Raw genomic sequence first — 23,736 nt, forward strand, 5'->3', positions numbered from 1 at the left:
ATTAATCCTTTTCATCATAGGGTTTTTGGAAATAGTAAATGCCGATGCCGGCGATGTACCGTCCCGTGCCCCTGATTTCAGGGTTTAGATCGCGATCATTGATAGCAAGGTATCGATCCATATTGTCTAAGAATTTTTGGGCCGCTTGTCCAGACATTCTTCGAAAATCAGCCAGAATTTCTTCGGGCAGGTTGTCGTACTGGACCTTGCGCTGGAAAAACGGCTTTTGGATGTCCGGGTCGATATTGTGCCCGATGGTGGCAATCAAAAGGCCCACGTCAGTACCCAGAATATGGAATTTCATGGCTTCGTCAGCCGTGGGCGTAAAGGCATCCTGTACCAGCCGGACGCGATTGTCCGTCTCGAGCTTGAGCGCACCGAGCCGGGTCAACTCATCCAGAACCGCCCGGTGGGGCATGTCGCCGCTGAAGCGCTTGACCAGGGTTTCGAACGTCGGCCCGCTGCCGGTAATGGGAATAACAAGGGGGCGTCCGTCGTTGTCCACGAAATCGCTGTCCCTGCGCCAACCGGCGATCACCCGGGCCGCGCGGTTGTACTGTTCCCCCTGATCTCTTGTGGTGGGCGGCTCCATTTCCGACAGGCGCTTGACCTCCTTGCGTGAGAAACCGGTCACCACCGATATGCGCGACTGGGTCTGCTTTCTGCCTTTGATGATAAAATCCTTCTTGGCCACATCGTAAAACACCCATTTGGCCAGGGAAACAAAGGTTTTGTAAGAGATGCCCCGTTTCAGTGCCAGACGTACCAGTGGGCGGAGCAGCTTCAGTATGGCTGCGTACAGAACCTGTGTGGTGTTTCTACTTGTGTCCATCGGCAAATCTCCGTTGCAGAGGAAAATCCATTCCGTATGTGCATCAAATCAAGGATGGCAGGATAACCTGCCTTCAGTTGTGAATGTTGACTGTATCAGTCGAGAAACACCCCGTACTTCTTCCATTTTGCCGAAAAACCTATAACTACCTATTAATTACAGGAATTCAGCACAAGGTCAAGATGGCCGAAAGCTGTTGAGGTCGAAGGTCGAAGGTTGAAGGTCGAAGGCCGGGTGGAATGCTATCTGTTTTATCGTCTCCCAAATCCCCTCCGTGCCTCCCTGTAGGAGCTGGCTATGCCTGCGACCATACACGATGATCAACAACCATTGTCGTGGCCATGGACCGCTCCTACAACCAACCCGGATATGCCGTAGGGTGGGTTGAGGAACGAAACCCAACAAAAATAAAAGCACATGGTGTAGGGTTTCGCAATGCTCAACCCAACCTACAATACTGATCACCCATCACCCATCACCGATCACCGATAACCCCCTCCCATCCGCAATCAAGGCAACCACTGAATAACCTGACGATCGAAATCGATGCGGTAATTGGTGCCTTTCAAAAAATTCATGCCCAGCAGCCCCTGGTAACGCACCTCGGGGCCGTTGTGGGGGATGACGCTGGCCTGAAGGCCTTTCTTTTTGATCGGCCCCACGCCAACGGTGTCCAGGCTGACGATATCGCTGTCCAGGATTTTGCCGCCGGCGATCAGTAGCTTCGCTTTGCCGGCACTTTTCAGATGCAACCGATCGGCAACCTTGCGATGCAGCACCATGATGCTCGCACCGGTGTCCAACAGCATTCGGGCCTGAATCCGATGACCATTGGATTCAAGGGCTACCGGAACCAGGATATGCACACCATCCAGCAGATCCACCTTGGTTTCCGTGCCGGCGGCCTGGTGCCGGGCATTGAATGTCTCACGCTCGCGTTCCCATTCATCAAGGGCGTTCAGGTTTATGTAATATTTCGCGCCCCTGCCGGTTTGAATAAAGGTGCCTCCCGGATCACTGCCGATGGTGTAGCGGCCGGTTTCGCCCACGGCGAAATGGTCAAGATGAGTAGGATCGATATACCAGGAGCCGTTCTGATCGGTCTGCATGTAGATGCCGCCTTGATCCTTGCCGATATGATATTGGCCGCCGGCTTGAAGATTTGGAGGGAAGATGCTGACAAGGATCAGAATACCAATGGCAATCGTTGCTTGAAATCTGATTGCTCTAACTGGAATTCTCACACGCATGGCATCCAAGGCATTCCCTTTCATCCTAAAAAGCTCAGGACGCTTTTTCGTCAACGTTGAATGTATTGGTAAAATAAATCCTTGCTGCCCGCTCAAGATTCTCATTGTTGATTTCAACACGGGTTTGCTCGTAACTGCTGATCGATTCGATGATGGTGACGATGTCGGCAGGGTAGCAGGCCCGTAGCGCCTGACCGGTGGATTGGGCGCATAGCGACTGGAGAAAGTAAGCGGCGTCGGGCTCGCAAGGGTACCCCTTGCTTTTGATTATACGCTGAAAAATTTGATCAAAAACATCAGGATCGACCGGTTCGATGAAGATCTTGTTCTGAATGCGGCGCAGAAACGCTTCATCGGCCAGCGTCGATGGATCCAGGTTGGTGGAAAACACAACGGCCATTTGAAAAGGGATTTCAAACTTCACGCCGTAGGTCAGGCTCAGATAATCCACCTTGCGGTCCAGCGGCACGATCCACCGATTCAAAAGATACTCCGGTGAGAGAATCTGGCGCCCGAAATCATCGATCACGAGCATGCCGTTGTTGGCCTTCATCTGCAGGGGCGCCGCATAGACGCCGGTGTTCTGATCGATCTTCAGTTCCAGCATGTCCGCTGACAATTCTCCGCCCGCGATCACGCAGGGGCGGCGGCATAGCACCCAGCGATCGTCCAGACTGTGCACGTCCGTTTCGACGCGCTCGTGAAATACCGGATCATAGACGACGATGATCTGATTGTCGAAGGTAACGGCATAGGGGATGGCCACCAGATCATTGTAGATTCGGGTTAGCCGGCGGGCGATGCTGGTTTTGCCGTTGCCGGTGGGGCCGTACAGGAAGATCGAGTTCTGGGAAATCAGCGCCGGTCCCAACTGATCCAGCAGCTTGTCTGTGAGCACCAGGTCGGAGAACAGGGTTTGGAGCGTGGAAAGGTCCACATCCACCTTGCCGGTCTGGGAGGTCACCACCTCCCGATACGTATCCAGGGAGACCGGCGCCGGCCCGTTGTAGCGGCACATGTCGTAACTCTTACGGGCGTGCTCCCGGCCTTTGGCCGACAGCGTAAAGACATAGTCCTGGCCCTGCATGCCTTTGACCTCAAAGTAATGCTCTTTGCGAAGCCTTTCGAATATCGTCCGTACCGCAGGGTAGGGGAGTTTCAACGCCTGACTCAGCGTTTTCAGGCTGCTGGTGCCGGTTGTAAATAGGCGACGCAGGACCAGGTCTTCCACCATGGCGTCGGGGATGTCCAGGCTCTCCAATCCTTCCGGGTTTTTGGACAAGTTGAATGGAGCAAATGATTTTGCTTTATTGACGTTGGCTTCCATGATTTCCTTTCGGGCTATCTGCGATCTGATGCTCATCCCAGTCGCTCCATAAGTGTTGACTTGCTTCAGGATGAGCATTAGATCGCCTATCCAGATTAATTGATGGTTACAGTGTTGTCGCTATAAGTAACATTGCCGAAAGGCGTGGTAACCACCCCATAATAAGACCCGGCGGTAGTCAACCTTACGAAATAATCGGTATCGGAAATAGTGCTGGGTATTTCATAGGAAACAACAGAACTGTCGTCAGCCGCGTTGAAAATTTCTATGTTGGAACCTTCCGGCATGGGATTGTCGTTTACGTCGGCAATGGTAATAGACACTCCTCCTTGCACCGCTGCCAGTGTGAATGTATCAGCGAAACTTCCAGACATCACGATATTGGTTGAAGCCTGTACATACACCAATTCCTTCGAACAGTCCCCTGAAGATTCCGCTTCGTCAGAGCACAGTGATCCGTTATAGATTCCGTTGGGATTACTATCGTAACTGCCGTCGGAATTATAATCCCACCACGGTTCGAACGTATCATATGAACCGTTATCGTTGTCATCCCTGAATGGCTCGGTCCTGTCAGTGGCTTCGTCGAAATAGTCTCCTTCGTCGTAATATCCATTGCCGGTAAAGTCGGTAAAACTCTCTTCGCCAATCAGAAAAGCAGTGACGGTGGATAAAGCCGGCTGACATCCGCCGTTCTGCTCACAATAAGACGTTCTGGGGTTGCCGCTGCGCCAGATGACCGTGCACACGCCATCCTCCAACTCACAGGAATCATCGATGGATCCCAATTCGGTGGTGAAATACACGACCGTGCCGTCGGGAACAAAATTGTTGAAATGATCGGCTGCCTGGAATGTTACCTCCACTTCCACATTGTTGTAAGCCCATGCTTCGGGATTGAATGACTCCACACCGATGCTGATGCTGTTTTGGTCAGCCAGGCCGGTGCTGACGATCAAGGTGTCGGAAACCACGGTAACCAACGGATCACTATCGCTCAATGTGGCGTGGACTTTCACTTCGGTAGATACTGTGCCTGCATTGACAGTTGTATGAACCAAACCGGATGCGTCGGAGATATCGCTTGCTGCGGAAAGAAAAAGAGATCCGACTGCGGTGGACAGCCCAAAATCCACGGTTTGCCCAACAACAGGCGTGCCGGTGTTATCAACAACCTCGAACGTTAGCGTCGAGGTTTCCGATCGGGCCGGGCCGCCGGTATTTTTAAGCGCAAGAAAGAGGTTTGAGGCAGAGACGAAATTGATATGTATGGCCGTGTTACCCGCCACTTCCAAAGTGGTGGTAGCAGTCAACGTGGTGCCGTTGATAACAGCCGTTGCCGTGATGGTGTCTGTGCCAACGCCCCCAGCAGCTCTGTAAACGGCAGACGCTTCTCCGTCGACGGTCGTTTGTGTTTCTTCTATTTCGGCAAGGCCGGCATCAGAAAAGGAAGAGCTAAAAGTGACTTCAACAGGTGTTGAATAGGGATTCTCTGCTTCATCAACAATGACCGCGTTGACGCTCAGAGATCCTCCCGGAGAAAGCACTTGATTTCCATCAATACTCAGTGAAAGTTGACCAGAGTAGAAAACATCATTGACAATACATCCGATTCGTATCCCTGAAGGTTCCACACTGGTGGATGTTCCTGGGGGATTACTGTCGTTAGTTGAATAGTCAGAATCACCGCCACCACCACAAGCCGTAAACAAGATGGCAAAAAGGACTATAAAGACTTTTTGTTGAATAGTTTTTCTCATTTGGTCCTCCGGAAAACTATAAATATTAGCAAACGCTTGGTAAATGCGGTCGTTGCATGAAGCCGGCCGTTTAACAATTCCAGGCCATGGATAAAAATTAGTAGTTAAAGCTTACGCCAATCATAAAGCTGTGGGTATAGAGCTCAGGCCTTGTTTTGACATCGATGCCCAGTACATTGTCCTCGTATTCCGGCTCAAACCAGAAAAACCGGTATTCAAGATTCAACCCCCAGTTGGGCGACATCATTTTCTTTAAGCCTGCCCGAACATCGACTCCGACATCAACCTGGTCATTTTTATATTCACCAGTGAGCGTTGGCATGCCAATCATATCCGGGACGGACGATTCAGAAACTTCATATTGAATTCTCGAAAAAAATATTCCGGGGCCGGCGGTGATAAAAGGGGTCCATTCTCCGTTGGGGTATCTGGCGCTTTTCAGCAATGGCAACCGAAACATGATCTGGGGCGTCAGTGACAGTATATCGATTTCCAGGTCGTCGTCGATGGTGGTGTAATTGACCCCGAAGGCCAATCCAAGATACGGCTGGCCTTCAAACCAGAACCCAAGCCGGTAATCGATCGTATATGAAGGATCATAGCTGGTATCGACGGTTTCACTCGAATTATTCGAGGAATACTCCACGTCTGAATCCTGCACATAAGTAAAACCGGCCGACAAATCGGCGAATCGCTCGGCGTACACAGCACCGGGCAGGAAGAATATCATCAATGCAACCATAAAGCCTTTCATCAAGTATGTTTTACATCTCATTATTTTCTCTCCTTTAATAAGTGTAAGTAACCTTTGATTTAATTGCCTATCTTTAAACGTTTTTAAAATATCATGTCAGATCCCAAAATGACCTGGACACGATTTCCAGTGTTACCTAATGCGATGATCCGGCTGTTACAGTTTCCTGGCAATGCATCAGCAACCCGTTTGGCGTTGGCCGACAGTCCCTGGTTGTGAAATACAAGGGTCTGTTTATAGCTGAAATGGGTGGCGTTGGTCAGGCGGCCCACCTTGAATCCCTTGCCAATGAGATACTTGGAAACGCGTTTGGCCATTCCGCCCACACCGTTGCCGTTGGATACGTCAACGTTGAAATTGTGAGTCAAGTAGTTATTAAACGGCACTATCAGGTCCCGGCCGATTAAAACGCGGATGGGTTCCCTGTCCAAGTTAGCAGCCAATAAATGGTCTTTCCCGGAAAGCTCAGGCAGCAGACTCTTGACGTGTGAGGCCTGTTCAAAGAAACCCTTCCTATAATAGATGACCGTCTGTTGGTGGTCGAAGTGGTCAGCATTGGTCAGACGATAACCTGTGATCCCTTTTGTTCGCAGAAAATTCCCCACCATTCTCGCCATTCCAGTTACTCCGTTACCATTTGAGACCTCAATTTTTGTCGAATGCATAACTTCGGGGCTTGAGATCGCCTCCGGTTTGAGAGTTTGAGACCGATGCAAGTTTTCTGAGTTTATACCCGCTGATACCGGCTCGCTACTCTGAGTGGTCTGACTAACTACGGTTGCCCTGTTAAACGTCTGAACCGGTTTTACAACGGTGGCGATTAACCTCTCATTGGCGAAATTGCCGGCACTGAATTCAAGGACTTTTTTATTTGCAATGAATCCCGGCGGAATAGTGTAAAACCCGCCGGTATCATGGTCGAACAACGGCGTTTCTTCTATCTGTGTCGGAAGTGCTTTTTCCCTTTCCGCCTGTATCTGATCGCTCTTATGAATTTGGGCCAGGCGTGTGTTCGCCTGGCCGGCTCTGCGGATATCAGGGTCGGCTGGCTTGAGAACCGATGCCCAGGAAAGGTGAACCTCGGCCTCTTCATAATAGCCGTTTCTATAGAAAAAGCGGCCCATTTTTAAGTGGGCACTGGCATCATCGCCAACCGACTTGAACGTTTGCAAGGCGTCGTCATGTTTCCCGGACCTGGCATAGGCCAGCCCCAGGTTGTTCCGGTAGCGCGGATTGCTCCCGTCCAGTTGGATGGATTTTTTAAAGGACTCAATGGCCTGGTTCATCCGGCCCTGGAGAAGATAGGAGTACCCCAGATTGTTGAGGACATAATCGAGATTGGGGTTGATCGACAGCGCGGCTGAATAGGCCTTGACCGCCTGATCAAAGTCTCCCACCGCATCCAGGGACACGCCCAGGCCGTTGTACCCCGCTGCATTGCCGGGGTCGCCCTTGATGACGTCTTTGAATGCCTCGATGGCCAGGCGGTGTTTGTGCCTGGCTTGAAAGGCCCGGGCCAGCGCATAGCTGGATTTCCCATCCTCATGCGGCGCTATAATTTTGCCACGAAACACAGTCGTATCCTGTCCAATCACGGAAGTGTTGATGCTCTGGGGGGGCTGAAACGAGCTGCATGCGCAAAGCAAAAGAACCATCATGCAAGCTTGTATTCCGATAATCGCTATGGTTGAGTTTTGTTTGTACATCTTGTTTTCCTTTTACCGAACACTTCCCAATTCTACTTTTTTAAGGTTGTCGTAAGCCTTTTCATAGAATTTCGGGCTGGCGGCAATGGCCTTGTTAAAGGCCTGCGCGGCCTTTTGATAGTCTCCCTTTGCCATCAGTACGCACCCCAGGTTATTATACGCCCGGGCATTGTCCGAGCCGTGCTTGAAGGCTTCCAGCGCCGCATCGTAGCGGCCTGTCCGGGCCAGGACCATTCCCAGGTTGTTGAAGACTTTTTGCTTTTGCCCATCGGCGCTGAGCGCCTGTTTAAACGCCTTGATCGATTCCTCATAGCGGCCGGCCAGGCTCAGGGAAACGCCGAGGTTGTTGTAGAGCATGGCGTTTTCCGGCTTCAACAAAATGGCCTCGGCATACTCCCGGGCGGCCTTTTCGTATTGCTTCTGGAAATCATAGATGTTGCCCAGAAAATTCCTGGCCTTCCAGGACCGGGGACTCAGTTCCAATGCCTTCTGAAAATGCGGTATGGCCCGGTCATAGTCCCGCGCCTCGAACAGTGCCGTGCCCATGCCTTCATGGGCAGCGGGGTTGGCCGGCTCTTTTTCGATAACCCCGGCAAAGGCTTTCGCGGCGTCCTTGTATTTGGCGCCGGCGAGGAAAAGCATGCCCTGCTTGTATTGCAGCCGACCGTTGTCCGGATTGAGCTTGAGCGCCTTTGAATATTGCAGATAGGCCAGATAATAGTCCTTGCCCTTAAAATGGCGGTCCCCCAGGGCTTCCAGTTCCTCGGCGGTCATTTCCGGCAGCTTCTGATCGAGAATCGGGTCTTCTGCAACGTCGCCCTGATCCTGCTTTGAGAAGAACGGCTCGCGGGGCTTGGAGACGTCGCCTTGGTGCGAGGTGGCACAGCCGGATAGAAACAAGCCGGTCACAAGCATTAATAGAATCGTTCTTCCAATAACCTTTTTGCTTAATCTCTTCATACGAGATTCTCCATTCATTATTCTGAGTGTTATTTCTCTATAAAGGTTCTATAGAGCTGAATGGCCGCAGGCCCCAAAGCCACGGTGAAAAAAGCCGGAAATATAAAGATGGCTAAGGGAAATATTAACTTGGTTGCGAGTTTGGCAGCCTTTTCCTCGGCCCGTTGGAATCTTGCAGAGCGAAAGCTGTCTGCAAAAACCTTCAATGCCTGGGCGACGCTGGTGCCGAATTTGTCTGTCTGGATAAGCAAGGTAACCAGGCTGTTTACGTCATCGAGGTCTGTTCTTTCGGCCAGGTTCTTCAAGGCTGTTTGACGAGATTTGCCGCCCCTTAATTCAAGGTTCAGGTGATTCATTTCCTGGCTCAATTCCGGGTGCCCCAGCGCCAGTTCTTCCCCGGTGCGCCGAATCGCCGCGTCCAATCCCATCCCCGCTTCAATGCACACAACCAATAGATCGAGTGCGTCAGGAAAGGATTTGAACAGGTTTTCCTTTCTCTTGGAAGTTTTAAGGCGAAGCCAAAATTCTGGTATGAGCAAGCCCAGTGTCATCATAAACGCAGTGCCCAATATCACGTGGTTGAACTGCATATCTTTCATGAACCCAATCACCAGGGCCAAAAAAACCATGGGAAAGGAAACAACTGCCAGAAACTTAACCCCCCAGAAAATGGTGATTGCATTTTTATCCCGTATGCCGGCCCTCAAGAACTTGAGTTTTATATCGGCATCTTCAGCCGATTTTTTTGTGTTGGCCTTGATTCCAATGGCGCTGAGAATTTTTGCGAATGCGTTGCTTGATTTATCGGAAAGTTCAAGCCCCGATTGCTCCTGTTCCACTACCGTCCAGTCATTGTTTGTTGTGTTAATTTTCTTCAGCATGCTGCGCTTCTGGCTTAGCCCTCGAATGTAGACTGAAAGTCCCAGGCTAAAAAGAATGATAACTAAGAAGGCCAATGAAGAAACAAAAAGTGGAATGTTTTCGATTGTAAAAAACATGTGTCCCTCCGGGGTGTTAGACATCCAATCGGACAATTCTTTTGATTGCCAGATATCCTAAAAAAATCAGACAGACTGTTATGCCTACCGCGAATTTACCAGCCGGATCGAAAATGAGAGTGCCTGCATATGATGGATTTAACAGATAAAGTACGATGAAAAGAAGTATGGGAATGATTACAAGGATTTTCCCTGTCAACAACCCTTCCGCTGAGAGCGCTTGAACTTTTCTCCTGAACTTAAATCTGGCTCGCATCAGACTGGCGACCCCTTCGATGATTTCAGATAGATTCCCACCGGTTTGCCGTTGCAGGATCACCGATACAACGAAAAACCTGGTATCAGGGCAATCCACCCGATGGGCAAGGTTTGTCAGTGCATCTGCCACGCTGACGCCAAAATTGATTTCGTCCAAGGTTTCCTCGAAATAAGTACCAAGGGGATCGTCAAATTCTTCGGCAGCGAGTTTCATACCGCTCGAAAATGCATGTCCTGCCCGCAGGGCGCGGGCGATTAAATCCAGCGCTTCAGGAAATTGCTTCTCGAATTTTTGCATTCTCTTCTTTTTCTTGGACTTTATATAAAGCAGGGGCAGGCTCCCAGCGATGATCGCGCAAGCCAAAGCGAGTAGTGTGTTTTTTAATAATACGGAGGTAAATAAATAACCGATCAGGCCGCAAGTCATGCTGAGGAGGATAAAAAAGCCTAAAGTAAATTTTACGTTGGATTGGTTGAGTATCCGTTTTACCTGATCTATTCCTGGAAGAAGCGTGAGCAGGCGATTAATAAATGGAACATCGCTGAGAACTTCTTTTTTAAGAATACTTCCTCCAATTGGTGTGCTTTCCTCGGCCATGCTTTGTAACAGCCTCCGGCGCACTTCCTTCCGGTCCGGATATTTGATATTACGGTAAGAATAGAGCGACAGCTCGATTACGAGCAGCGATAAAGTGAAAATCATGAAACCAAAAAGCAGTAAACTCATATCTGGCCCCTTTTGCTTCAAATTTCGGTAATATTGGAAGGGTCGAACATAGCAGGGGAAATTTCAACGCCGGCCATTTTGAACCGGTCGATAAATTTGGGCCTGATTCCACAGAAAGCGAATCGCCCACGGACCTTGCCTTCCTGGTCGACACCTTTTCGCTGAAACGAGAAAATTTCCTGGGTGGTGATTGTGTCGCCTTCCATACCGGTAATCTCTTGCAGGCTGATCAATTTGCGTGACCCGTCCGTCAACCGGGCCAGATGAATCACCACATCGATGGCCGAGCTGATGTAGCGCCGCAGAAATTGGCTCGGGATTTCAAAATTGGCCATGGCCACCATGGTTTCGAGCCGCATCAGGGCATCCCGGGGCGAGTTGGCGTGGATGGTGGTCAGGGAGCCGTCGTGGCCGGTGTTCATGGCCTGCAGCATGTCAAACGCCTCTTTGCCACGCACCTCCCCCAGGATAATCCGGTCCGGGCGCATCCGCAGGCTGTTGATCACCAAATCCCGCTGGGTGACTTCACCCTTGCCTTCGATGTTGGGCGGGCGAGTTTCCAGGCGAACCACATGGCGCTGCTTGAGTTGCAGCTCGGCCGAGTCCTCGATGGTGACGATGCGTTCCTTGGACGGAATAAAACGTGACAGAACGTTAAGGAAGGTGGTCTTACCGCTGCCGGTCCCGCCGGCGATCAGGACGTTCAAGCGCGATTTGATGATCCCTTTCAGAAACTCGCCCACGTTGGGAACCAGAGTGTTGAACTCGATCAAATCTTCCAATTCAAGCGGATCAACGGAAAAACGCCGGATGGAAAGCATGGGGCCGTCCAGGGCCAGGGGCGGAATAATAGCGTTGACACGGGAGCCGTCCATCAGCCGGGCGTCCACCATGGGGGAGGATTCGTCGATTCGCCGACCCACGGCGGACACGATCTTGTCGATGATTTTCCTCAGGTGGTCGTCGTCCTTGAAACGTACGTCGGTTGGCTCAAGCCGTCCAAATCGCTCCACATACACCTGACGGTAGGTGTTGACCAGAATATCCGATACCGTGGGGTCCTGCAGCAACGGCTCCAGCGGCCCGAACCCCAGGACTTCATCGATGATTTCCGAGAACAGTTTTTCCTTTTCGCCTGCATTCAGTGGAATGGCTTCCAGGTCTTCACTCAGGATCTTGTTGACCACGGCGCGCAGTTCCGGTTTTAGCATGTCGGGCTCTACGCGCTCCAGGATGGAAAGGTCCACCAGGTCGAGCAGGCGGTCATGAATTTTGCTTTTGAATTCAAAATACTCTTCGGGCAGGAGATCATCTTTAATGTCCCTGTCCATGATCTCGTTTATTTCCAATGCGGTGGTTTCCACAAGCATACCCCCTTTATATTCGGTGTATTGAACACTTTTTCATTGAAGGCGATCCTTACCGCCCGAATAACCGCCATCCATTTTTAACTGGCTTTTGCTCGTTGCCATCGATCAGGGCATCTGCCAGGGCTGCCAGGCTTTTGGTAATGCCGGCCCTGGCGGAAATCTCGTAAATCGGTTTGCCCCGGTTGATGGCGGACATGGACGTCTTGTAGTCGTTGGGAATTTTCCAGAAAATCTCGCTTTTAATGCTGTCCTCGGCTTCCGGTATGGAGATGTCGGACTTTTTTAGAAAGCGATTGATCACGAGTTTAATGCGGTCTTTGGGTATATTGTCTAAGCCGGCCAGAGATTTGAAAACATTGTTGGTATTGTGCAAGCAGGGCAAGCTCAATAGGGTCAATAGTACGATCTGGTCCGACATCTCCATCGTTTTCAGGACGGGGCCTTCCAGTGACTGGCCGCCGTCGACGATAATGAAGTCAAAGGTTTTTTTCATTGCTGTCAAAAGACGCTCGATGACCTCCGCCGTTGCCGGCGGATGGCCGTTCAGATAGCTGGGGGAGGGCAGTACGTGAACGCCCGAGGGGTGCTTGGCCATGGCATTGAGCAGGAAGGTGCTGTCCAATCGGCCGATGCTTTTGATAATCTGTCCCCAGTGATAGTTGGGCTTGACGGAAAGAAAGAGCGGTATCTCGCCGAAAACGGTGTTCAGGTCCACCAGAGCCACCGATCCCGCATTTTTTAATTCAGCGATCATCATGGCCAGGTTGGCGGCTACCGTTGTGGTTCCCACGCCGCCTTTGGCGCCCATCATGTGAATGATTCGTCCATTGTGGGTTGGTTCGCTAATAGGGGATTGTAGAATCCGCTTTTTGAACGCGGCCAGTGCTGTATGAACTTCCTTTTCAATCAATGGGCAGGAAAGAAATTCCTTGACACCTAAACGCATTGCCCGGCGAAGCAAGTTTGTATCCTGCTTTTCGGAAACGATAAAAATTTCTCCGATAGCATTGGCTGCCGACAAAGATTCAATCTGGTCGAAATCTTTTTCGTATGCTTCACCCAAATGGAATATAAGGATGTCAGGTCGTTTTTTTGAGTCACTGAACCGGAATCCTCCCGCTGACAAGACAATTCGTTCAAGATCTTTCCCGATCTGTCTGCTTTGGGTTTTGATGCTTACTGAATATTGCTGGCTCATTTTTGCCTCTATTTCAACGTCTTTAATAAAGTATTTTATTTCACGAGGTTGGGTATTGTGCCTCTCAAGTTGCCATAATTCGCGCCCCCTCCTCTGGCGTCAATGACCTTCAAGTTGCAATCGATGTGCACATCAAGGCTTGAAAGGGGTGGTGGGTCGGTTGTGTAAATTACGATTTCAGCAAACCCAACAACTGTCAGTGATGTATTCGGGTTTTCACAACCATCCTCGGAATCTTCGTACACAGGTATGGTAGCAGTCCAGACGGAGTCGTTCTGATCACCGTCACGGTAACGAAAGTAATCAAACAAGGCTATCATTGGCGCAGGGTGTTTGGCATCTCCATAGGTGGTTCCAGTATCGCCATCATAATCTTCTCCCAAATAGCCACCCAGAAAAAGGCTTGAAATCGTTCCTCCCTGGAATTCGAATTCAGCATCACCAGCAAGCGTAGTTGGTGTTTCTTCAGAGTCGGGAGGGGAATTCAAATCAAAGTTGGCGGCCAGCCAGTCGGGGCCACTTGTCAAAGGTGTACCACTGTAGTCAGTTACGTCGCCTTGGATAAGCCCTAAAAGCTTTTCCTCCATTGCATTAGCGTTGATGGCATCAAAAAAGTTGTGCCAGCCGGCACAGCTATCTGTAGTCGGGGAAAAGGCAATCACATCGCTGCAGTCATTGGGGAAGACGTTTTCGGACAATCCAAATGGTGTCTTGAGCTCGCCTTCATTAACATATGCGGGGCCGGTCAGGGCGGCGATGGCCATATCAGAAATTACCGACATCTCATCAATATCAAACACCCTGCCGAAGAAAGTTGCGATCGTCCCGTTAATACCGGCTTCACGGCGTGCTATAACTCTTACGGCATCAGGTCCCACATAAGATTGTGTTACATCATCCGGATTTGCCGGATCCCAGGAACCGATCACGACATCAGCACTTTGGATATCAATGTTTACATTTGCGGCCCTGTTTTGATACGCTACTTGCTGTACAGCTTCAACAACTTCAGCCTGTGAAAATGTATGACTACCCATTTGGGAGGGCTCAAGATTTGAATACACTTCTCCAAGATATCGTGCACCAGCAAGGGCGGCCGCATCAGCTACATTTTGCAGTTCGTTGCGAGTGGTGTAAAGATAGCCCATGTCGATGGCCAGTGCGGCAAGGCCGATAAATAGAAACATGCAAATCGCAACAAATACGATTACCGAACCTTGTTGTTTTCTTCTATCCATTATTAGGTGTTTAATACTCATAGAAAACCTCTCATCCGGTTACTCACAAAACATTGTTGCCGTTGTTTCTATTGTTGGTGGATCAAAGGGGAGGAAAATAAAATTATAATCGTATGTTACATGTACGAAGAGCTTTTCTTGGAATCTAGTACAGTAATCACCTCCATCTTCAAAATCTGGATCTACATCCAAGTTGTCCTCTCCAAATGAAACAATGTTATTTTCGGCATAGCTGTTGACCTCTTGTCTTATGGCCGCGCTGTTAACCTTATAATCTTCGGGGCGAGCAACAACCCCGAGCCTGGCGCCTTCTCTTCCAGCATTGGTGATGATGTGCTGATTGTAAAACAAAAAGCCAAAATCGATGATTCCGAACACGACGAGAAACAATACAAAGGCTACAATACAAAATTCTACTAATGAAGTGCCTGCCTCATTTTTCGTTTTTTTTCGAATCATTGTAAGAATCATGAAAACCTCTAACGCGAGAGCTATTGAAAAAAGTCTGCGATTATTCCATTCTCATTACGGTTTCCGCAGAAAGGTTGATAGTCTGTCCAAATTCACCGCCAAAAAGATTTAACAACGGAGACAACAAAAAAGTGTGTGTATAGGTCACGGTTACCGTAAGAGTGCTAGGATAAGAAATCGTGCTAACGCCTGGGGCTGAGACTATAGGGCCAGCGTCTTCAGCAAACCTCAATAGATAGTGGTCATCACAATACGCACCAACAGTTTCTTGTATATCACTCTCTTGTACGATGATCTTATTTCCATCACCATCCAATTGTCTAACAATGCCCATTCTGGCGCCTTCGCGACTGGCATTCGTTAATACCTGTTTGTTATAGTAGAGAGCGCCAAAATCGATGATTCCTCCCAGAATAAGCAATAAAATCGGCAGTAGAATGGCGAACTCCACTAATGCCCCACCATCTTCTTTTTTCGTAAATAAAATCCGGTTGGAGTTGCTTTTCATGTGAGGCTTCCCTGTATTATTAAATACTACTCTTAAAGCTTCTTGGCGTTTATTGGAAACATCATTTAACTGAAGGCTTCGAGCCACTTGAAGGCCCCTTGAGGTGATCGGAAACGATGCCTTCGGCCGCCGAACCGTCGATTCCCTCAACCGGTTCGAGGTTTTTCCCCGCTTCCGGGTTCAGAGTCTGGTTATAAAGAGCGCTTTCAAAAGAGCGCCCCCAGTTTTGGTTAAGCCGGGTCTGCCTTCCGGTCGCTGTTCCCGAGCATCCGTAAAGGCCTACGACTGACGCTATGAAGATGGCACTGATTACAATATTTGTGATAGTTGTTCTCAACATGATTCCCCCTTGGTATTTCATTCTATAGTTCAAATAGCTTAAGGCTGTTCCGGCATGGCATGGCCGAACTCACCGTCAAGATCGCCTTTTATGCCCTTCGATGTTCCCTGCCTGTGACCTTCCATCATGCCCAGCATGTAGAATTCCGCATCATTGGGTTCTTCGTAAAAGTCGGTGGGCAGAGGCTGTTTGGTCATGTCCAGGGGCTTGACCAGATGAGGGGTGGCGATAATGATCAACTCGGTTTCGTTTCTCTGGAACGACCGGCTGCGGAACAGCGACCCAAGAATTGGAATGTCTCCAAGGATCGGAAATTTGCTCATCGCGTCCCTGGCAGTCTCTCTCAACAGACCGGCAATGGCAAAGCTCTGGCCGTCGGCCAGTTCAATTACGGTTTCTGCCTTTCGGGTGGTAAGTCCCGGTGTAACGTATCCTTCGAACTGAATTGCTGTGCTGAAATCGAGTTCAGACACTTCAGGAGCAACCCGGATATTGATTTTATTGTCAGCCAGGACGGTGGGGGTGAAAGCCAGTCTGACACCGAATTCACGGTAGTTGATGGTGATATCACCGTCTCCCTGGGGAACAGGAATCGGGAATTCGCCGCCGGCCAGAAAATAGGCGTTGTTGCCACTCAAGGCGATGAGGGTGGGTTCGGCAAGTACTTTAACCAAACCGTCGGATTTTAGCGCGTCGATGAAACCGGTCCAAGTCGTATCATTACTGCTGAATCGGAATAGTGCGCTAACCGCGGGGGAAACCAATGTCCCGAAAGGGGCTGATATTAAGTCATGTCCCAGGTCCACAAAACCGGGTACAGCAATATTGGCATCATCAGGACTAACGAGTTCGGTCAAACCTCCCAATTGGCTGACACCAAAATTCCCACCCTGGGTCAGATAATTGAAGTTGACGCCAATCCGTTTGGCCATGCTGCGTTGCATCTCAGCCACGCGTACTTCCAGCATAACCTGCTGGACGCCGCGCACTTCCACCAGATTATTTACCTTGCCTTCAGGAGCATAAGACTTTGCCAGGGTTAACACCCGGGAAAGATTGGCCGCGTTGGATACCCGCCCCGATAGCGTGATGGCATTGTTTACGGCCGATATACGAAGGTCATTTTCATCGGGAAGGATGCCGTGGATTTGCTGTTTCAGCAGGGAAACATCGAATCCGACCGTCAGGTCAAAGACCTGGTATCCCCCGTTGCCTTGCCACAGGGTCATGTTTGTTGTGCCGACAGCCTTTCCTGTGAGGTAAAGCTCGGTGGGTGAAATCAATACAAAGTCGGCAACATCAGGATTAGCGATGGATACTCGTTTGGTTGGTTCATAGCTCTTCAGTACAAGCGACTTGCCTACCAGAAGATCCAGCTTGTTGATCGTACGCGACTCCAGTGCGGAAAACTCTGCAGCCAGGACTATGCATGGTATCGACAGGATCAACATTGCCAGGACCATTTGAGCCGTCCATTTTTTCTTGGATTGAATAATCGGAAGCATACTGATATCCCTTTCCTTTAACCTATAATCACATGTTGAACTTCTTTTTGCCGACCTTGTCGCCCTTGATGGTTTCAACGGTCAGGCTCCGGCGTCTGGGCACCCATGTTTTGACCTTGGTTTTTGTTTCGACTTTAGGATCGGCACCCCGCAGGGAAGCCAGTGTCTTGGATACTGTGGCGCCCTTTGTGAGCACGGTTTCCATATCCATATTATTTCTCAAGGCAAACTGCAGCTTGCCCTCGGCGGATGACAGAGCCAGGCGTTCGGCCTGCTCCGGATCTACTTCCAGGGTGTAGACATCCACCGGGCTGGTTTTGCCATCAGCCTTCTCCTGGATCTCCGTGCCCGTTGCCAGGACCAGAACATTGCTGAGTACCATTTTGGTTGTCTCGTTTTTTGATCTTGGCTCTTTGAGGGTGACCAGTACGTCTACCCGGTTGCCAGGTTTGATGAAGCCTGAAATGCCGATTACCTTGTCGCCCTTGACAGCCACGGCGCGCATGCCCGGTTTGATTACGGCAGAAACACCGCCCGTGGTCACGCTCTCGGGTGCCAGCCGGGATTCCAGCACCGCCTCGGTTGCCTTGAGCGGCGAGATCACCACTCGACCCTCCAGCTTGGCTGGATCGGATTCGTAGCCAGTTGGCAGGCTTTCCATTAGAAATGGAACGGTTTTGAGCATGTCCTTTTGGAGTTTGGTGCCCCAGGGCAGATCCACGACTGCGACGACAACATTGACGACCTCAGCTTCCACCTTTTGGACTTCCGCCTTGGGAGCGGTTTTCATCTGGAGCCATTTATAGAGAAACACGCTGCCTCCAGTTGCGATCACCAGTGCAAGCACAATAGGTATAATTGCTGACCATCTTCTCATTTGTATCCCTCCTTATATTATTTAAGGATGCTGAATATCATGAATTTGTCTCCCAATAATTCGGGAAACAGATCGTAACCAAACACTTTCATATACATAAAGCCCATAGCTCCAAGAGCGATCGGTACGGCAAACTTTAAAACGGGCCTGTTTTCGTCAAAGGAAGGTGGGACCAGGATGATTTGCTTTGTCAGCACAAGCGTTTTGAGTGTGGACCACTGACGTCTCAGAAAGGAAGATGTGTATCCTGGGGTTATCAACATAAGCAGGAGACCATAAACGCCTCCAATTAAAAAGACCATGATCGAGGCGATGATGATACCTTTGGGGCCGAAAATAGCGCCGGCTGCTCCCATGAGTTTGACGTCTCCGGCACCCATTCCCCCCATGATGTAAGGGATGATAAAAAATACTGTTCCAAAAATCATGCCTCCAAGACTAAACAGAAAACCCTCATGTCCATTTATAAAGGTGTAATAAGTCACCGAAATTGCCATGGTTGGGAACGTTACTAAATTTGGTATTTTATGGTGTTTCAAATCCTCAACCACTGCGGTAGTCATGGCGATGATTAATAATATTATTAGAAAGTTGTCCATTTTATCTCAACTTTGATCAAAATTTTATGGGAGCAAAGTAACGTTATGAGAGCCACCATACTCAATTTGGCATCTATATAGTGGCTCTCATAAATTTAAATTACTAGTTGCCGTTGGCCGTGATTACACCTGCTAAACGACCAAATTCCCCCTGAATGGCTGTACTAAGACCAGTGATGGCGGCTATAAGAAGAGTAACAATCAAAGCACCCATTACCGCATACTCAGTCAGTTCCAGGCCATCTTCTTCTTTAAAAAAAGCGATCAGTTTTTTCATTTTTGTTCTCCTTCGGTAAAATTGGTTTTGAAAAAATGGTTTTGAAAATCTTACAACACCGGGAAGAATTACTTCCTTTTAAGTACTCATCCCTCTAAATGCTTCTTTCACCCCCTTTCGGTTGAATTTTTTTTCAAATGGGCTTCGGCGGCGGGAGATTGAATCGGTTCTGGCGCCCATATTGAAGAATATTGAAATGGGAAATTAATCCCAAAAACATCTACATACAAAGCACGCAATGTGCCAAAAAGGTATTTCGATCAAATTTTAAATGATTGGAGGCTGTGTTTGCAGACACGTGGGCGAGTAGAAAATGTGGACCGTGAAAGGCCGGTAGATGAAAATTGCAAAAGAAAACAATAAAATAAAATTTCAAAAGAAAATGAATGAAGATTATCGGATAAGGAGATAATATTTTTCGCTGAGCTCCTTTTTTTAAAAAAAATGTTGGGTGACCCCGACCGCAAGTCCTGGGCCAAATGTTTTGATTGGGAAATGAAATGGATAGGAGATGGGTAATTCCGGGAATATTGGGAAATTATTCCCATAGTTTTTGTGAAAGCATTCTGTTTTTACAAAATATTGGAAATATTTCAAAAAAGCTTTACCGCGAAAGTGGTGATTGTTATCCAGTTTCTTTGATAGGGGGAGAGACGGGGAGGGGGGATTGGTGATCGGTGGTCGGTGATCAGTTATCGGTTATCGGTAATGGGTGATGGGTGATGGGTGATGGGTAATGGGTAATGGGTAATGGGTAATGGGTAATGGGTAATGGGTAATGGGTAATGGGTAATGGGTAATGTAGGTTGGGTTGAGCATTGGGAAACCCGACACCATGTGCTTTTATTTTGTTGTGTTTCGTTCCTCAACCCAACCTACGGTGCTTCCGGATTTTCTGTAGGAGCGGTCCATGGCCGCGACAATGGTTTTTACCGATCGTGGATGGTCGCAGTCATGGACAGCTCCTACAGGGGGGGCATGGAGGAGGGTTGGGAATTATAAAACCGGCAACCAACCCTTTTCCATCTTACTCAAAAAGCCGGTGCAAGTACTGAACAGGAACAATCGAGACATTTGATCGTTGCTGTTCTGTTTCGCCTCCATAGACGAGGCCGCTACCGTTTGGAATGCTATCGGGAAACAGTTTGGCAAAATGGTTCAGTCCTTTAAAGTAGTCTCTGGTGATGGTCATGCCTGCTTTGATTTCGATCGGAAAAAGATCGGGTTCATTGGTGAGGATCAGATCAACCTCGTTTCCCCTGCTGTCGCGATAGAAGTATAGATTGCTTCTCTTTCCTTGATTGAACCGGTATTTCAAGGCTTCGGCGATAACCAGATTTTCAAAAAGACTGCCGCGAAGGGGATCTCTGGACAGTTGCTTTGCGTTTTCTATACCCAGCAGAAATGCTGCCAAGCCTACATCGTAAAAATAAAGTTTGGGTGATTTTACCAGCCGCTTGGAAACATTACGATGGTACGGTTGCAGGAAAAATAAGATATAACTTGCTTCGAGAATAGAGAGCCAGTTTTTTGCAGTGGTGTGGGACACGCCTGCGTCGTTTCCCAGGCTGTTGACATTGAGCAATTGACCCACACGCCCGGCGCATAACTTGATAAAACGCTGGAACAGATTTAAATCCTTGATCGTGATCAGCTGCCGCAAATCCCTTTCAATGTAGGTCTCGAAATAGTCCCCAAGTGCTTGGGTAGGATTCAGCTTTTTTTCCCATATGCGAGGGTAGAATCCCCGCACCAGTAAATGGCTTATATCCGGCAGGGAAAAGGCGGTTTGAATTTCATCAAGGGCAAACGGCATCAGTTTTACCAGGGCAGTGCGCCCTGCCAGCGATTGATTGATGGTGTTGCTGACTTCAAATTGCTGGCTGCCGGTTAAGATAAAGATCCCTTCCTTGCCGGCCTCGTCCACCATTGGCTGGATATAGGATGCAAGGTCCGGTGCTCTTTGGATTTCATCCAGCACCGCACCATCAGGGTATTGTGCCAAAAATGCCCTTGGGTCATCGATGGCAAACTGGCGAATGTCGGGCGATTCAAGATTCGCGTAAGGTTTGTCCGGGAACACCTTTCGGCATAGGGTGGTTTTGCCGCTCTGCCGCGGACCGGTAATCGTCACCACCGGGTACTGATCCGCCAAGGTTTGCAATACGGGCTCAATTGAACGGTTTACCAGTTTCATGACTTAACAATAAATTGATAGGGTGCAATTTGCAACTTTAACTTTCAAGTTGCACCCTTTTTAGAGCGGTCCATGGCTGCGATAATGGTTGTTGATCGATTGTGTTTGGTCGCAGTCATGGACAGCTCCTACAGGGGGCACGGAGGGGGGGGGAATTAAAACGGCAGCTTCAACCCTTTCAGCAGATCATCACCCAGGTCAAGGCGTTTGGTCAATTCAGCCTCGATGGCATCCAAATCGGTCAGACTGACGTTGGCTTTTTCCATGGGGCCTTTGAGGCGTGCGTTGATTTCCTCTTTGAGCGTTGCCTTGAACTTGGTGGATTCGTTTTTAACCAGGTTGCCCACGGCAGACTTGAGCACCTTGTCGATATCGGAGCTCACATCCACGGTATAGGCGTTGATGGCACCGGCAACATTGGCGTTCAGCGAGAAACGATCGATTCCGCTGATGGCCGAGGCCATGGCGCCGGCAATGCCGGTTTGCTTTTTGCCGGTATCGGACACGAACTGGACCGTGCTGAAGTCACCCTTAACCGCGGCATCCAGCACACCGTCCACGGTGGAAAAGTCCACGTTCAGGTCGCCAATGGCATGTTTGACGGTCAGGGGAAAGGAATCATTGCGAACCAGGTCCAGATTGGCCAGGCCCAGTCCCTTGAGCGTCATCTTTGCATCGGTTTTGGGCTGGGCGGGGTTGATGTAGTTGGCCGTGCCGTTGAGGCTCAAGGCGTCGATGTGCGGCATGTTTTTGCCCAAGAAAGCAAAGGTGGTGGGGCTGCCCAGGATGTTCTGATCCAATGTGATGTTCTCGGCCTTGCCGCTAAACGTTCCGGCCGACAGCTCGGCGCTGACCTTCAGGCGACGAATGAGAAAATCAGGCATGGGGGGCGTTTCCGCAAAGCGGATATTGGTTCCTTTGCCCCGGATGGGCTCCTGCTCCACCGGTTCGTCGGCCTCGTCCCCGCCCTCGGGGAGTTTATCGAGGTACGGCCGGATTTTGTCATACCACTTGGCAACCGTTCCCATCCACCGGCACAGCCGTTCACCGAAAATCAGCTGGCTGAGATTGCCAAGACCGCTGGTGGTGAGACTGTATTTTTCCGCCAGCCGCTTAATATCCTCAAGCGGTGCGCTGGTCAGCGTGTCCACCTGCTGTCGATAATTGCTGAAATCCTTGGTGAATGCGGTTTTGGCCTCGTTCAGTAATTTGAGATCCTTGCGGATGTCCGCCTGAAGCGTTTGTACATCGCCGGCGGCACCGAGCAGGGATTGCAGGCCGCCACCGGTGCCTTTCAGTTTTTTGATGCGCGCCTCATAGTCCTTCAGTTTTTTTCATCGGGCAGTTGGGTGAGCTTCTTTTTCCAGAGCTCCTTGTCCGCCTGGATCTTTTTTTCCAGGTCCTGGGCCAGCTCGACCGATGCTAATGGTTCCTTGGCCAGGATAGCCTTGACATCCGGCTGCGTCAGTGACGGCATGCTGAATTCACCACACAATTTTTCCAGGGCGCCGTCAGTCAGCGAAGAACCGTCGCCCGGTTCCTGTTCCGTTTCTTCATCCGGGCCGGAAAGTTCCGGCACTTCACCGGATGTCTTACGCGGTGTGTCAAAACGCAGACCCTCCATTACCATATCGCCGATGATCACTTTGCGGCGGATCAGATATCCCGGGTCCAGGTCCATTTGCATATGGCTGATTTCAACCGCGTTTTGCATGGGTGACTCGGGGTTAGTCACGGCCAGGCCGGTCAGTTCCAGGCCGGTGGGAAACAGCGTCAGATCAGCTTTGGCCAGGTCCACCCGCGCGCCAACGGCACGGGTGCCGGCATACTCGATGCCGCGGCGTACTACCATGTCCACCACCAGTACCCACACCACGGCGATAACGATGACGGCGACAACAAAAGCGATAAGTCCCTTCCAGCGAATCCAGCGTTTCATGCGGCACCTCCTTTCCATCCGGATACAGATTGATAGATCGTGTAAAATTTGGAGGCTTCAATGGCCTGCACAAGACGCGTCCGTTTCACCCAGGCCAGAATGTGCGCCCGGTAGCGCCGGATTAGGATGTTAAAGATAAAAAAGGCCGGGATGAACAGGGCCAGGGAAAAGGCCAGGCTGCCCATAACGACCGTGTTGTTGAGAAGATCCAACCGAAACCAGGCGGTATTGTAAAGTCCGGTCCAAAATGCCTTGAGAGCCGGGGCGGTGAGCAGCGCGAGGCCGATGGAATCAAAAACAGGATCAAGCAGGTAGGCAATGGCCGAGAAAAAAGCCCATCCCAGGCCGAAGGCCGACAGATTGACCCGCAGCACCAGTGCCAGCAGCAGCACGATCAGGTTGTGCGGAGAGAGTACCGGGGTAAAGCCGATAATCATGGAGAGACACAGCGCCAGGGAAATCTGGCCCGGCTCGGTCTCCGAATTGAGCACTTTGAGTAGGTTGGCAATGGCTTCGATCACAATATTTCTCCTTTCGTTAAATATAAACGGACGGATTTATCGGGGTGGTAGGAACGAAAAACCTATTTTAATCTTAAAAGCCGGTTTATTCAAATGGTATCCGGTAATCGGTGATGGGTGATGG

Annotated in this window: 23 protein-coding genes; all 23 read right to left on the bottom strand. The window is 49.9% G+C overall.

The annotated features are described in order from the left end of the window. Position 1 precedes the first annotated feature (1 nt). The 23 genes from Dvar_RS09555 to Dvar_RS09665 all read right to left on the bottom strand — a co-directional run bounded on the left by Dvar_RS09555 (position 2) and on the right by Dvar_RS09665 (position 23,612). Positions 2–832, bottom strand: a complete 831-nt coding sequence (locus Dvar_RS09555; RefSeq protein ID WP_419661458.1) for a DUF6502 family protein — start codon at positions 830–832, stop codon at positions 2–4. A 509-nt stretch (positions 833–1,341) separates the two neighbouring features. Beyond that, the gene (locus Dvar_RS09560; protein WP_419661459.1) at positions 1,342–2,106 is read right to left on the bottom strand and encodes a retropepsin-like aspartic protease family protein; all 765 of its coding nucleotides are present in this window, start codon (positions 2,104–2,106) and stop codon (positions 1,342–1,344) included. Between the two features lie 10 nt (positions 2,107–2,116). Then, on the bottom strand, positions 2,117–3,445 hold the full coding sequence (locus Dvar_RS09565; protein ID WP_419661460.1) for an ATPase: 1,329 nt from the start codon (positions 3,443–3,445) through the stop codon (positions 2,117–2,119). Positions 3,446–3,504: 59 nt separating this feature from the next. Further along, positions 3,505–5,169 carry an Ig-like domain-containing protein gene (locus Dvar_RS09570; RefSeq protein WP_419661461.1) on the bottom strand — a complete coding sequence of 555 codons (1,665 nt, stop codon included), beginning with the start codon at positions 5,167–5,169 and terminating at the stop codon, positions 3,505–3,507. Between the two features lie 97 nt (positions 5,170–5,266). Continuing rightward, on the bottom strand, positions 5,267–5,944 hold the full coding sequence (locus Dvar_RS09575; protein ID WP_419661462.1) for an outer membrane protein: 678 nt from the start codon (positions 5,942–5,944) through the stop codon (positions 5,267–5,269). Positions 5,945–6,006: 62 nt separating this feature from the next. Beyond that, positions 6,007–7,629 carry a LytR C-terminal domain-containing protein gene (locus Dvar_RS09580; RefSeq protein ID WP_419661463.1) on the bottom strand — a complete coding sequence of 541 codons (1,623 nt, stop codon included), beginning with the start codon at positions 7,627–7,629 and terminating at the stop codon, positions 6,007–6,009. A 12-nt stretch (positions 7,630–7,641) separates the two neighbouring features. Then, entirely contained in the window at positions 7,642–8,589 is a 948-nt protein-coding gene (locus tag Dvar_RS09585) for a tetratricopeptide repeat protein (protein ID WP_419661464.1), read from the bottom strand. A gap of 29 nt (positions 8,590–8,618) precedes the next feature. Next, entirely contained in the window at positions 8,619–9,470 is an 852-nt protein-coding gene (locus tag Dvar_RS09590; RefSeq protein WP_419661465.1) for a type II secretion system F family protein, read from the bottom strand. 133 nt (positions 9,471–9,603) lie between these two features. Continuing rightward, on the bottom strand, positions 9,604–10,572 hold the full coding sequence (locus tag Dvar_RS09595) for a type II secretion system F family protein (RefSeq protein WP_419661466.1): 969 nt from the start codon (positions 10,570–10,572) through the stop codon (positions 9,604–9,606). Positions 10,573–10,589: 17 nt separating this feature from the next. Further along, positions 10,590–11,936 carry a CpaF family protein gene (locus tag Dvar_RS09600; protein ID WP_419661467.1) on the bottom strand — a complete coding sequence of 449 codons (1,347 nt, stop codon included), beginning with the start codon at positions 11,934–11,936 and terminating at the stop codon, positions 10,590–10,592. Positions 11,937–11,991: 55 nt separating this feature from the next. Continuing rightward, entirely contained in the window at positions 11,992–13,140 is a 1,149-nt protein-coding gene (locus Dvar_RS09605; RefSeq protein ID WP_419661468.1) for an AAA family ATPase, read from the bottom strand. A 35-nt stretch (positions 13,141–13,175) separates the two neighbouring features. Then, positions 13,176–14,399 carry a pilus assembly protein TadG-related protein gene (locus Dvar_RS09610; protein WP_419661469.1) on the bottom strand — a complete coding sequence of 408 codons (1,224 nt, stop codon included), beginning with the start codon at positions 14,397–14,399 and terminating at the stop codon, positions 13,176–13,178. 18 nt (positions 14,400–14,417) lie between these two features. Further along, entirely contained in the window at positions 14,418–14,849 is a 432-nt protein-coding gene (locus Dvar_RS09615) for a TadE/TadG family type IV pilus assembly protein (protein ID WP_419661470.1), read from the bottom strand. A gap of 40 nt (positions 14,850–14,889) precedes the next feature. Beyond that, a complete protein-coding gene (locus Dvar_RS09620) occupies positions 14,890–15,357 on the bottom strand; it encodes a TadE/TadG family type IV pilus assembly protein (RefSeq protein ID WP_419661471.1) in 468 nt (155 codons plus the stop codon). A gap of 61 nt (positions 15,358–15,418) precedes the next feature. After that, on the bottom strand, positions 15,419–15,697 hold the full coding sequence (locus Dvar_RS09625; RefSeq protein WP_419661472.1) for a hypothetical protein: 279 nt from the start codon (positions 15,695–15,697) through the stop codon (positions 15,419–15,421). Positions 15,698–15,735: 38 nt separating this feature from the next. Further along, the gene (locus Dvar_RS09630) at positions 15,736–17,202 is read right to left on the bottom strand and encodes a type II and III secretion system protein family protein (protein ID WP_419661473.1); all 1,467 of its coding nucleotides are present in this window, start codon (positions 17,200–17,202) and stop codon (positions 15,736–15,738) included. 28 nt (positions 17,203–17,230) lie between these two features. Beyond that, complete coding sequence (gene cpaB / locus Dvar_RS09635) at positions 17,231–18,079, bottom strand: Flp pilus assembly protein CpaB (RefSeq protein ID WP_419661474.1); 849 nt, start codon at positions 18,077–18,079, stop codon at positions 17,231–17,233. Positions 18,080–18,096: 17 nt separating this feature from the next. Further along, a complete protein-coding gene (locus tag Dvar_RS09640; protein ID WP_419661475.1) occupies positions 18,097–18,678 on the bottom strand; it encodes an A24 family peptidase in 582 nt (193 codons plus the stop codon). A gap of 103 nt (positions 18,679–18,781) precedes the next feature. Beyond that, positions 18,782–18,955, bottom strand: coding sequence for a Flp family type IVb pilin (locus tag Dvar_RS09645; protein ID WP_419661476.1), 174 nt, complete (start codon positions 18,953–18,955; stop codon positions 18,782–18,784). Positions 18,956–19,982: 1,027 nt separating this feature from the next. Continuing rightward, positions 19,983–21,152, bottom strand: coding sequence for an ATP-binding protein (locus Dvar_RS09650; RefSeq protein WP_419661477.1), 1,170 nt, complete (start codon positions 21,150–21,152; stop codon positions 19,983–19,985). 155 nt (positions 21,153–21,307) lie between these two features. Next, entirely contained in the window at positions 21,308–22,480 is a 1,173-nt protein-coding gene (locus Dvar_RS09655) for a TIGR03545 family protein (protein ID WP_419664092.1), read from the bottom strand. Further along, positions 22,477–23,091 carry a hypothetical protein gene (locus tag Dvar_RS09660; protein WP_419661478.1) on the bottom strand — a complete coding sequence of 205 codons (615 nt, stop codon included), beginning with the start codon at positions 23,089–23,091 and terminating at the stop codon, positions 22,477–22,479. Before Dvar_RS09660 ends, Dvar_RS09655 begins: the two co-directional genes overlap by 4 nt. Further along, positions 23,088–23,612, bottom strand: a complete 525-nt coding sequence (locus tag Dvar_RS09665; RefSeq protein ID WP_419661479.1) for a TIGR03546 family protein — start codon at positions 23,610–23,612, stop codon at positions 23,088–23,090. Before Dvar_RS09665 ends, Dvar_RS09660 begins: the two co-directional genes overlap by 4 nt. Positions 23,613–23,736: the final 124 nt, after the last annotated feature.

Origin of the sequence: Desulfosarcina variabilis str. Montpellier, assembly GCF_048565275.1 — a bacterium.
In the GTDB taxonomy this organism is placed as follows: Bacteria; Desulfobacterota; Desulfobacteria; order Desulfobacterales; family Desulfosarcinaceae; genus Desulfosarcina; species Desulfosarcina variabilis.

Coding starts and splice junctions, on each gene's coding strand:
- Dvar_RS09620 (WP_419661471.1), bottom strand. CDS start 15,357: ATGAAAAGCAACTCCAACCGGATTTTATTTACGAAAAAAGAAGATGGT.
- Dvar_RS09605 (WP_419661468.1), bottom strand. CDS start 13,140: ATGAGCCAGCAATATTCAGTAAGCATCAAAACCCAAAGCAGACAGATC.
- Dvar_RS09560 (WP_419661459.1), bottom strand. CDS start 2,106: ATGAAAGGGAATGCCTTGGATGCCATGCGTGTGAGAATTCCAGTTAGA.
- Dvar_RS09555 (WP_419661458.1), bottom strand. CDS start 832: ATGGACACAAGTAGAAACACCACACAGGTTCTGTACGCAGCCATACTG.
- Dvar_RS09595 (WP_419661466.1), bottom strand. CDS start 10,572: ATGAGTTTACTGCTTTTTGGTTTCATGATTTTCACTTTATCGCTGCTC.
- Dvar_RS09590 (WP_419661465.1), bottom strand. CDS start 9,470: ATGCTGAAGAAAATTAACACAACAAACAATGACTGGACGGTAGTGGAA.
- Dvar_RS09570 (WP_419661461.1), bottom strand. CDS start 5,169: ATGAGAAAAACTATTCAACAAAAAGTCTTTATAGTCCTTTTTGCCATC.
- Dvar_RS09645 (WP_419661476.1), bottom strand. CDS start 18,955: ATGAAAAAACTGATCGCTTTTTTTAAAGAAGAAGATGGCCTGGAACTG.
- Dvar_RS09650 (WP_419661477.1), bottom strand. CDS start 21,152: ATGAAACTGGTAAACCGTTCAATTGAGCCCGTATTGCAAACCTTGGCG.
- Dvar_RS09630 (WP_419661473.1), bottom strand. CDS start 17,202: ATGCTTCCGATTATTCAATCCAAGAAAAAATGGACGGCTCAAATGGTC.
- Dvar_RS09640 (WP_419661475.1), bottom strand. CDS start 18,678: ATGGACAACTTTCTAATAATATTATTAATCATCGCCATGACTACCGCA.
- cpaB (WP_419661474.1), bottom strand. CDS start 18,079: ATGAGAAGATGGTCAGCAATTATACCTATTGTGCTTGCACTGGTGATC.
- Dvar_RS09585 (WP_419661464.1), bottom strand. CDS start 8,589: ATGAAGAGATTAAGCAAAAAGGTTATTGGAAGAACGATTCTATTAATG.
- Dvar_RS09575 (WP_419661462.1), bottom strand. CDS start 5,944: ATGAGATGTAAAACATACTTGATGAAAGGCTTTATGGTTGCATTGATG.
- Dvar_RS09615 (WP_419661470.1), bottom strand. CDS start 14,849: ATGATTCTTACAATGATTCGAAAAAAAACGAAAAATGAGGCAGGCACT.
- Dvar_RS09580 (WP_419661463.1), bottom strand. CDS start 7,629: ATGTACAAACAAAACTCAACCATAGCGATTATCGGAATACAAGCTTGC.
- Dvar_RS09565 (WP_419661460.1), bottom strand. CDS start 3,445: ATGAGCATCAGATCGCAGATAGCCCGAAAGGAAATCATGGAAGCCAAC.
- Dvar_RS09610 (WP_419661469.1), bottom strand. CDS start 14,399: ATGAGTATTAAACACCTAATAATGGATAGAAGAAAACAACAAGGTTCG.
- Dvar_RS09625 (WP_419661472.1), bottom strand. CDS start 15,697: ATGTTGAGAACAACTATCACAAATATTGTAATCAGTGCCATCTTCATA.
- Dvar_RS09660 (WP_419661478.1), bottom strand. CDS start 23,091: ATGAAACGCTGGATTCGCTGGAAGGGACTTATCGCTTTTGTTGTCGCC.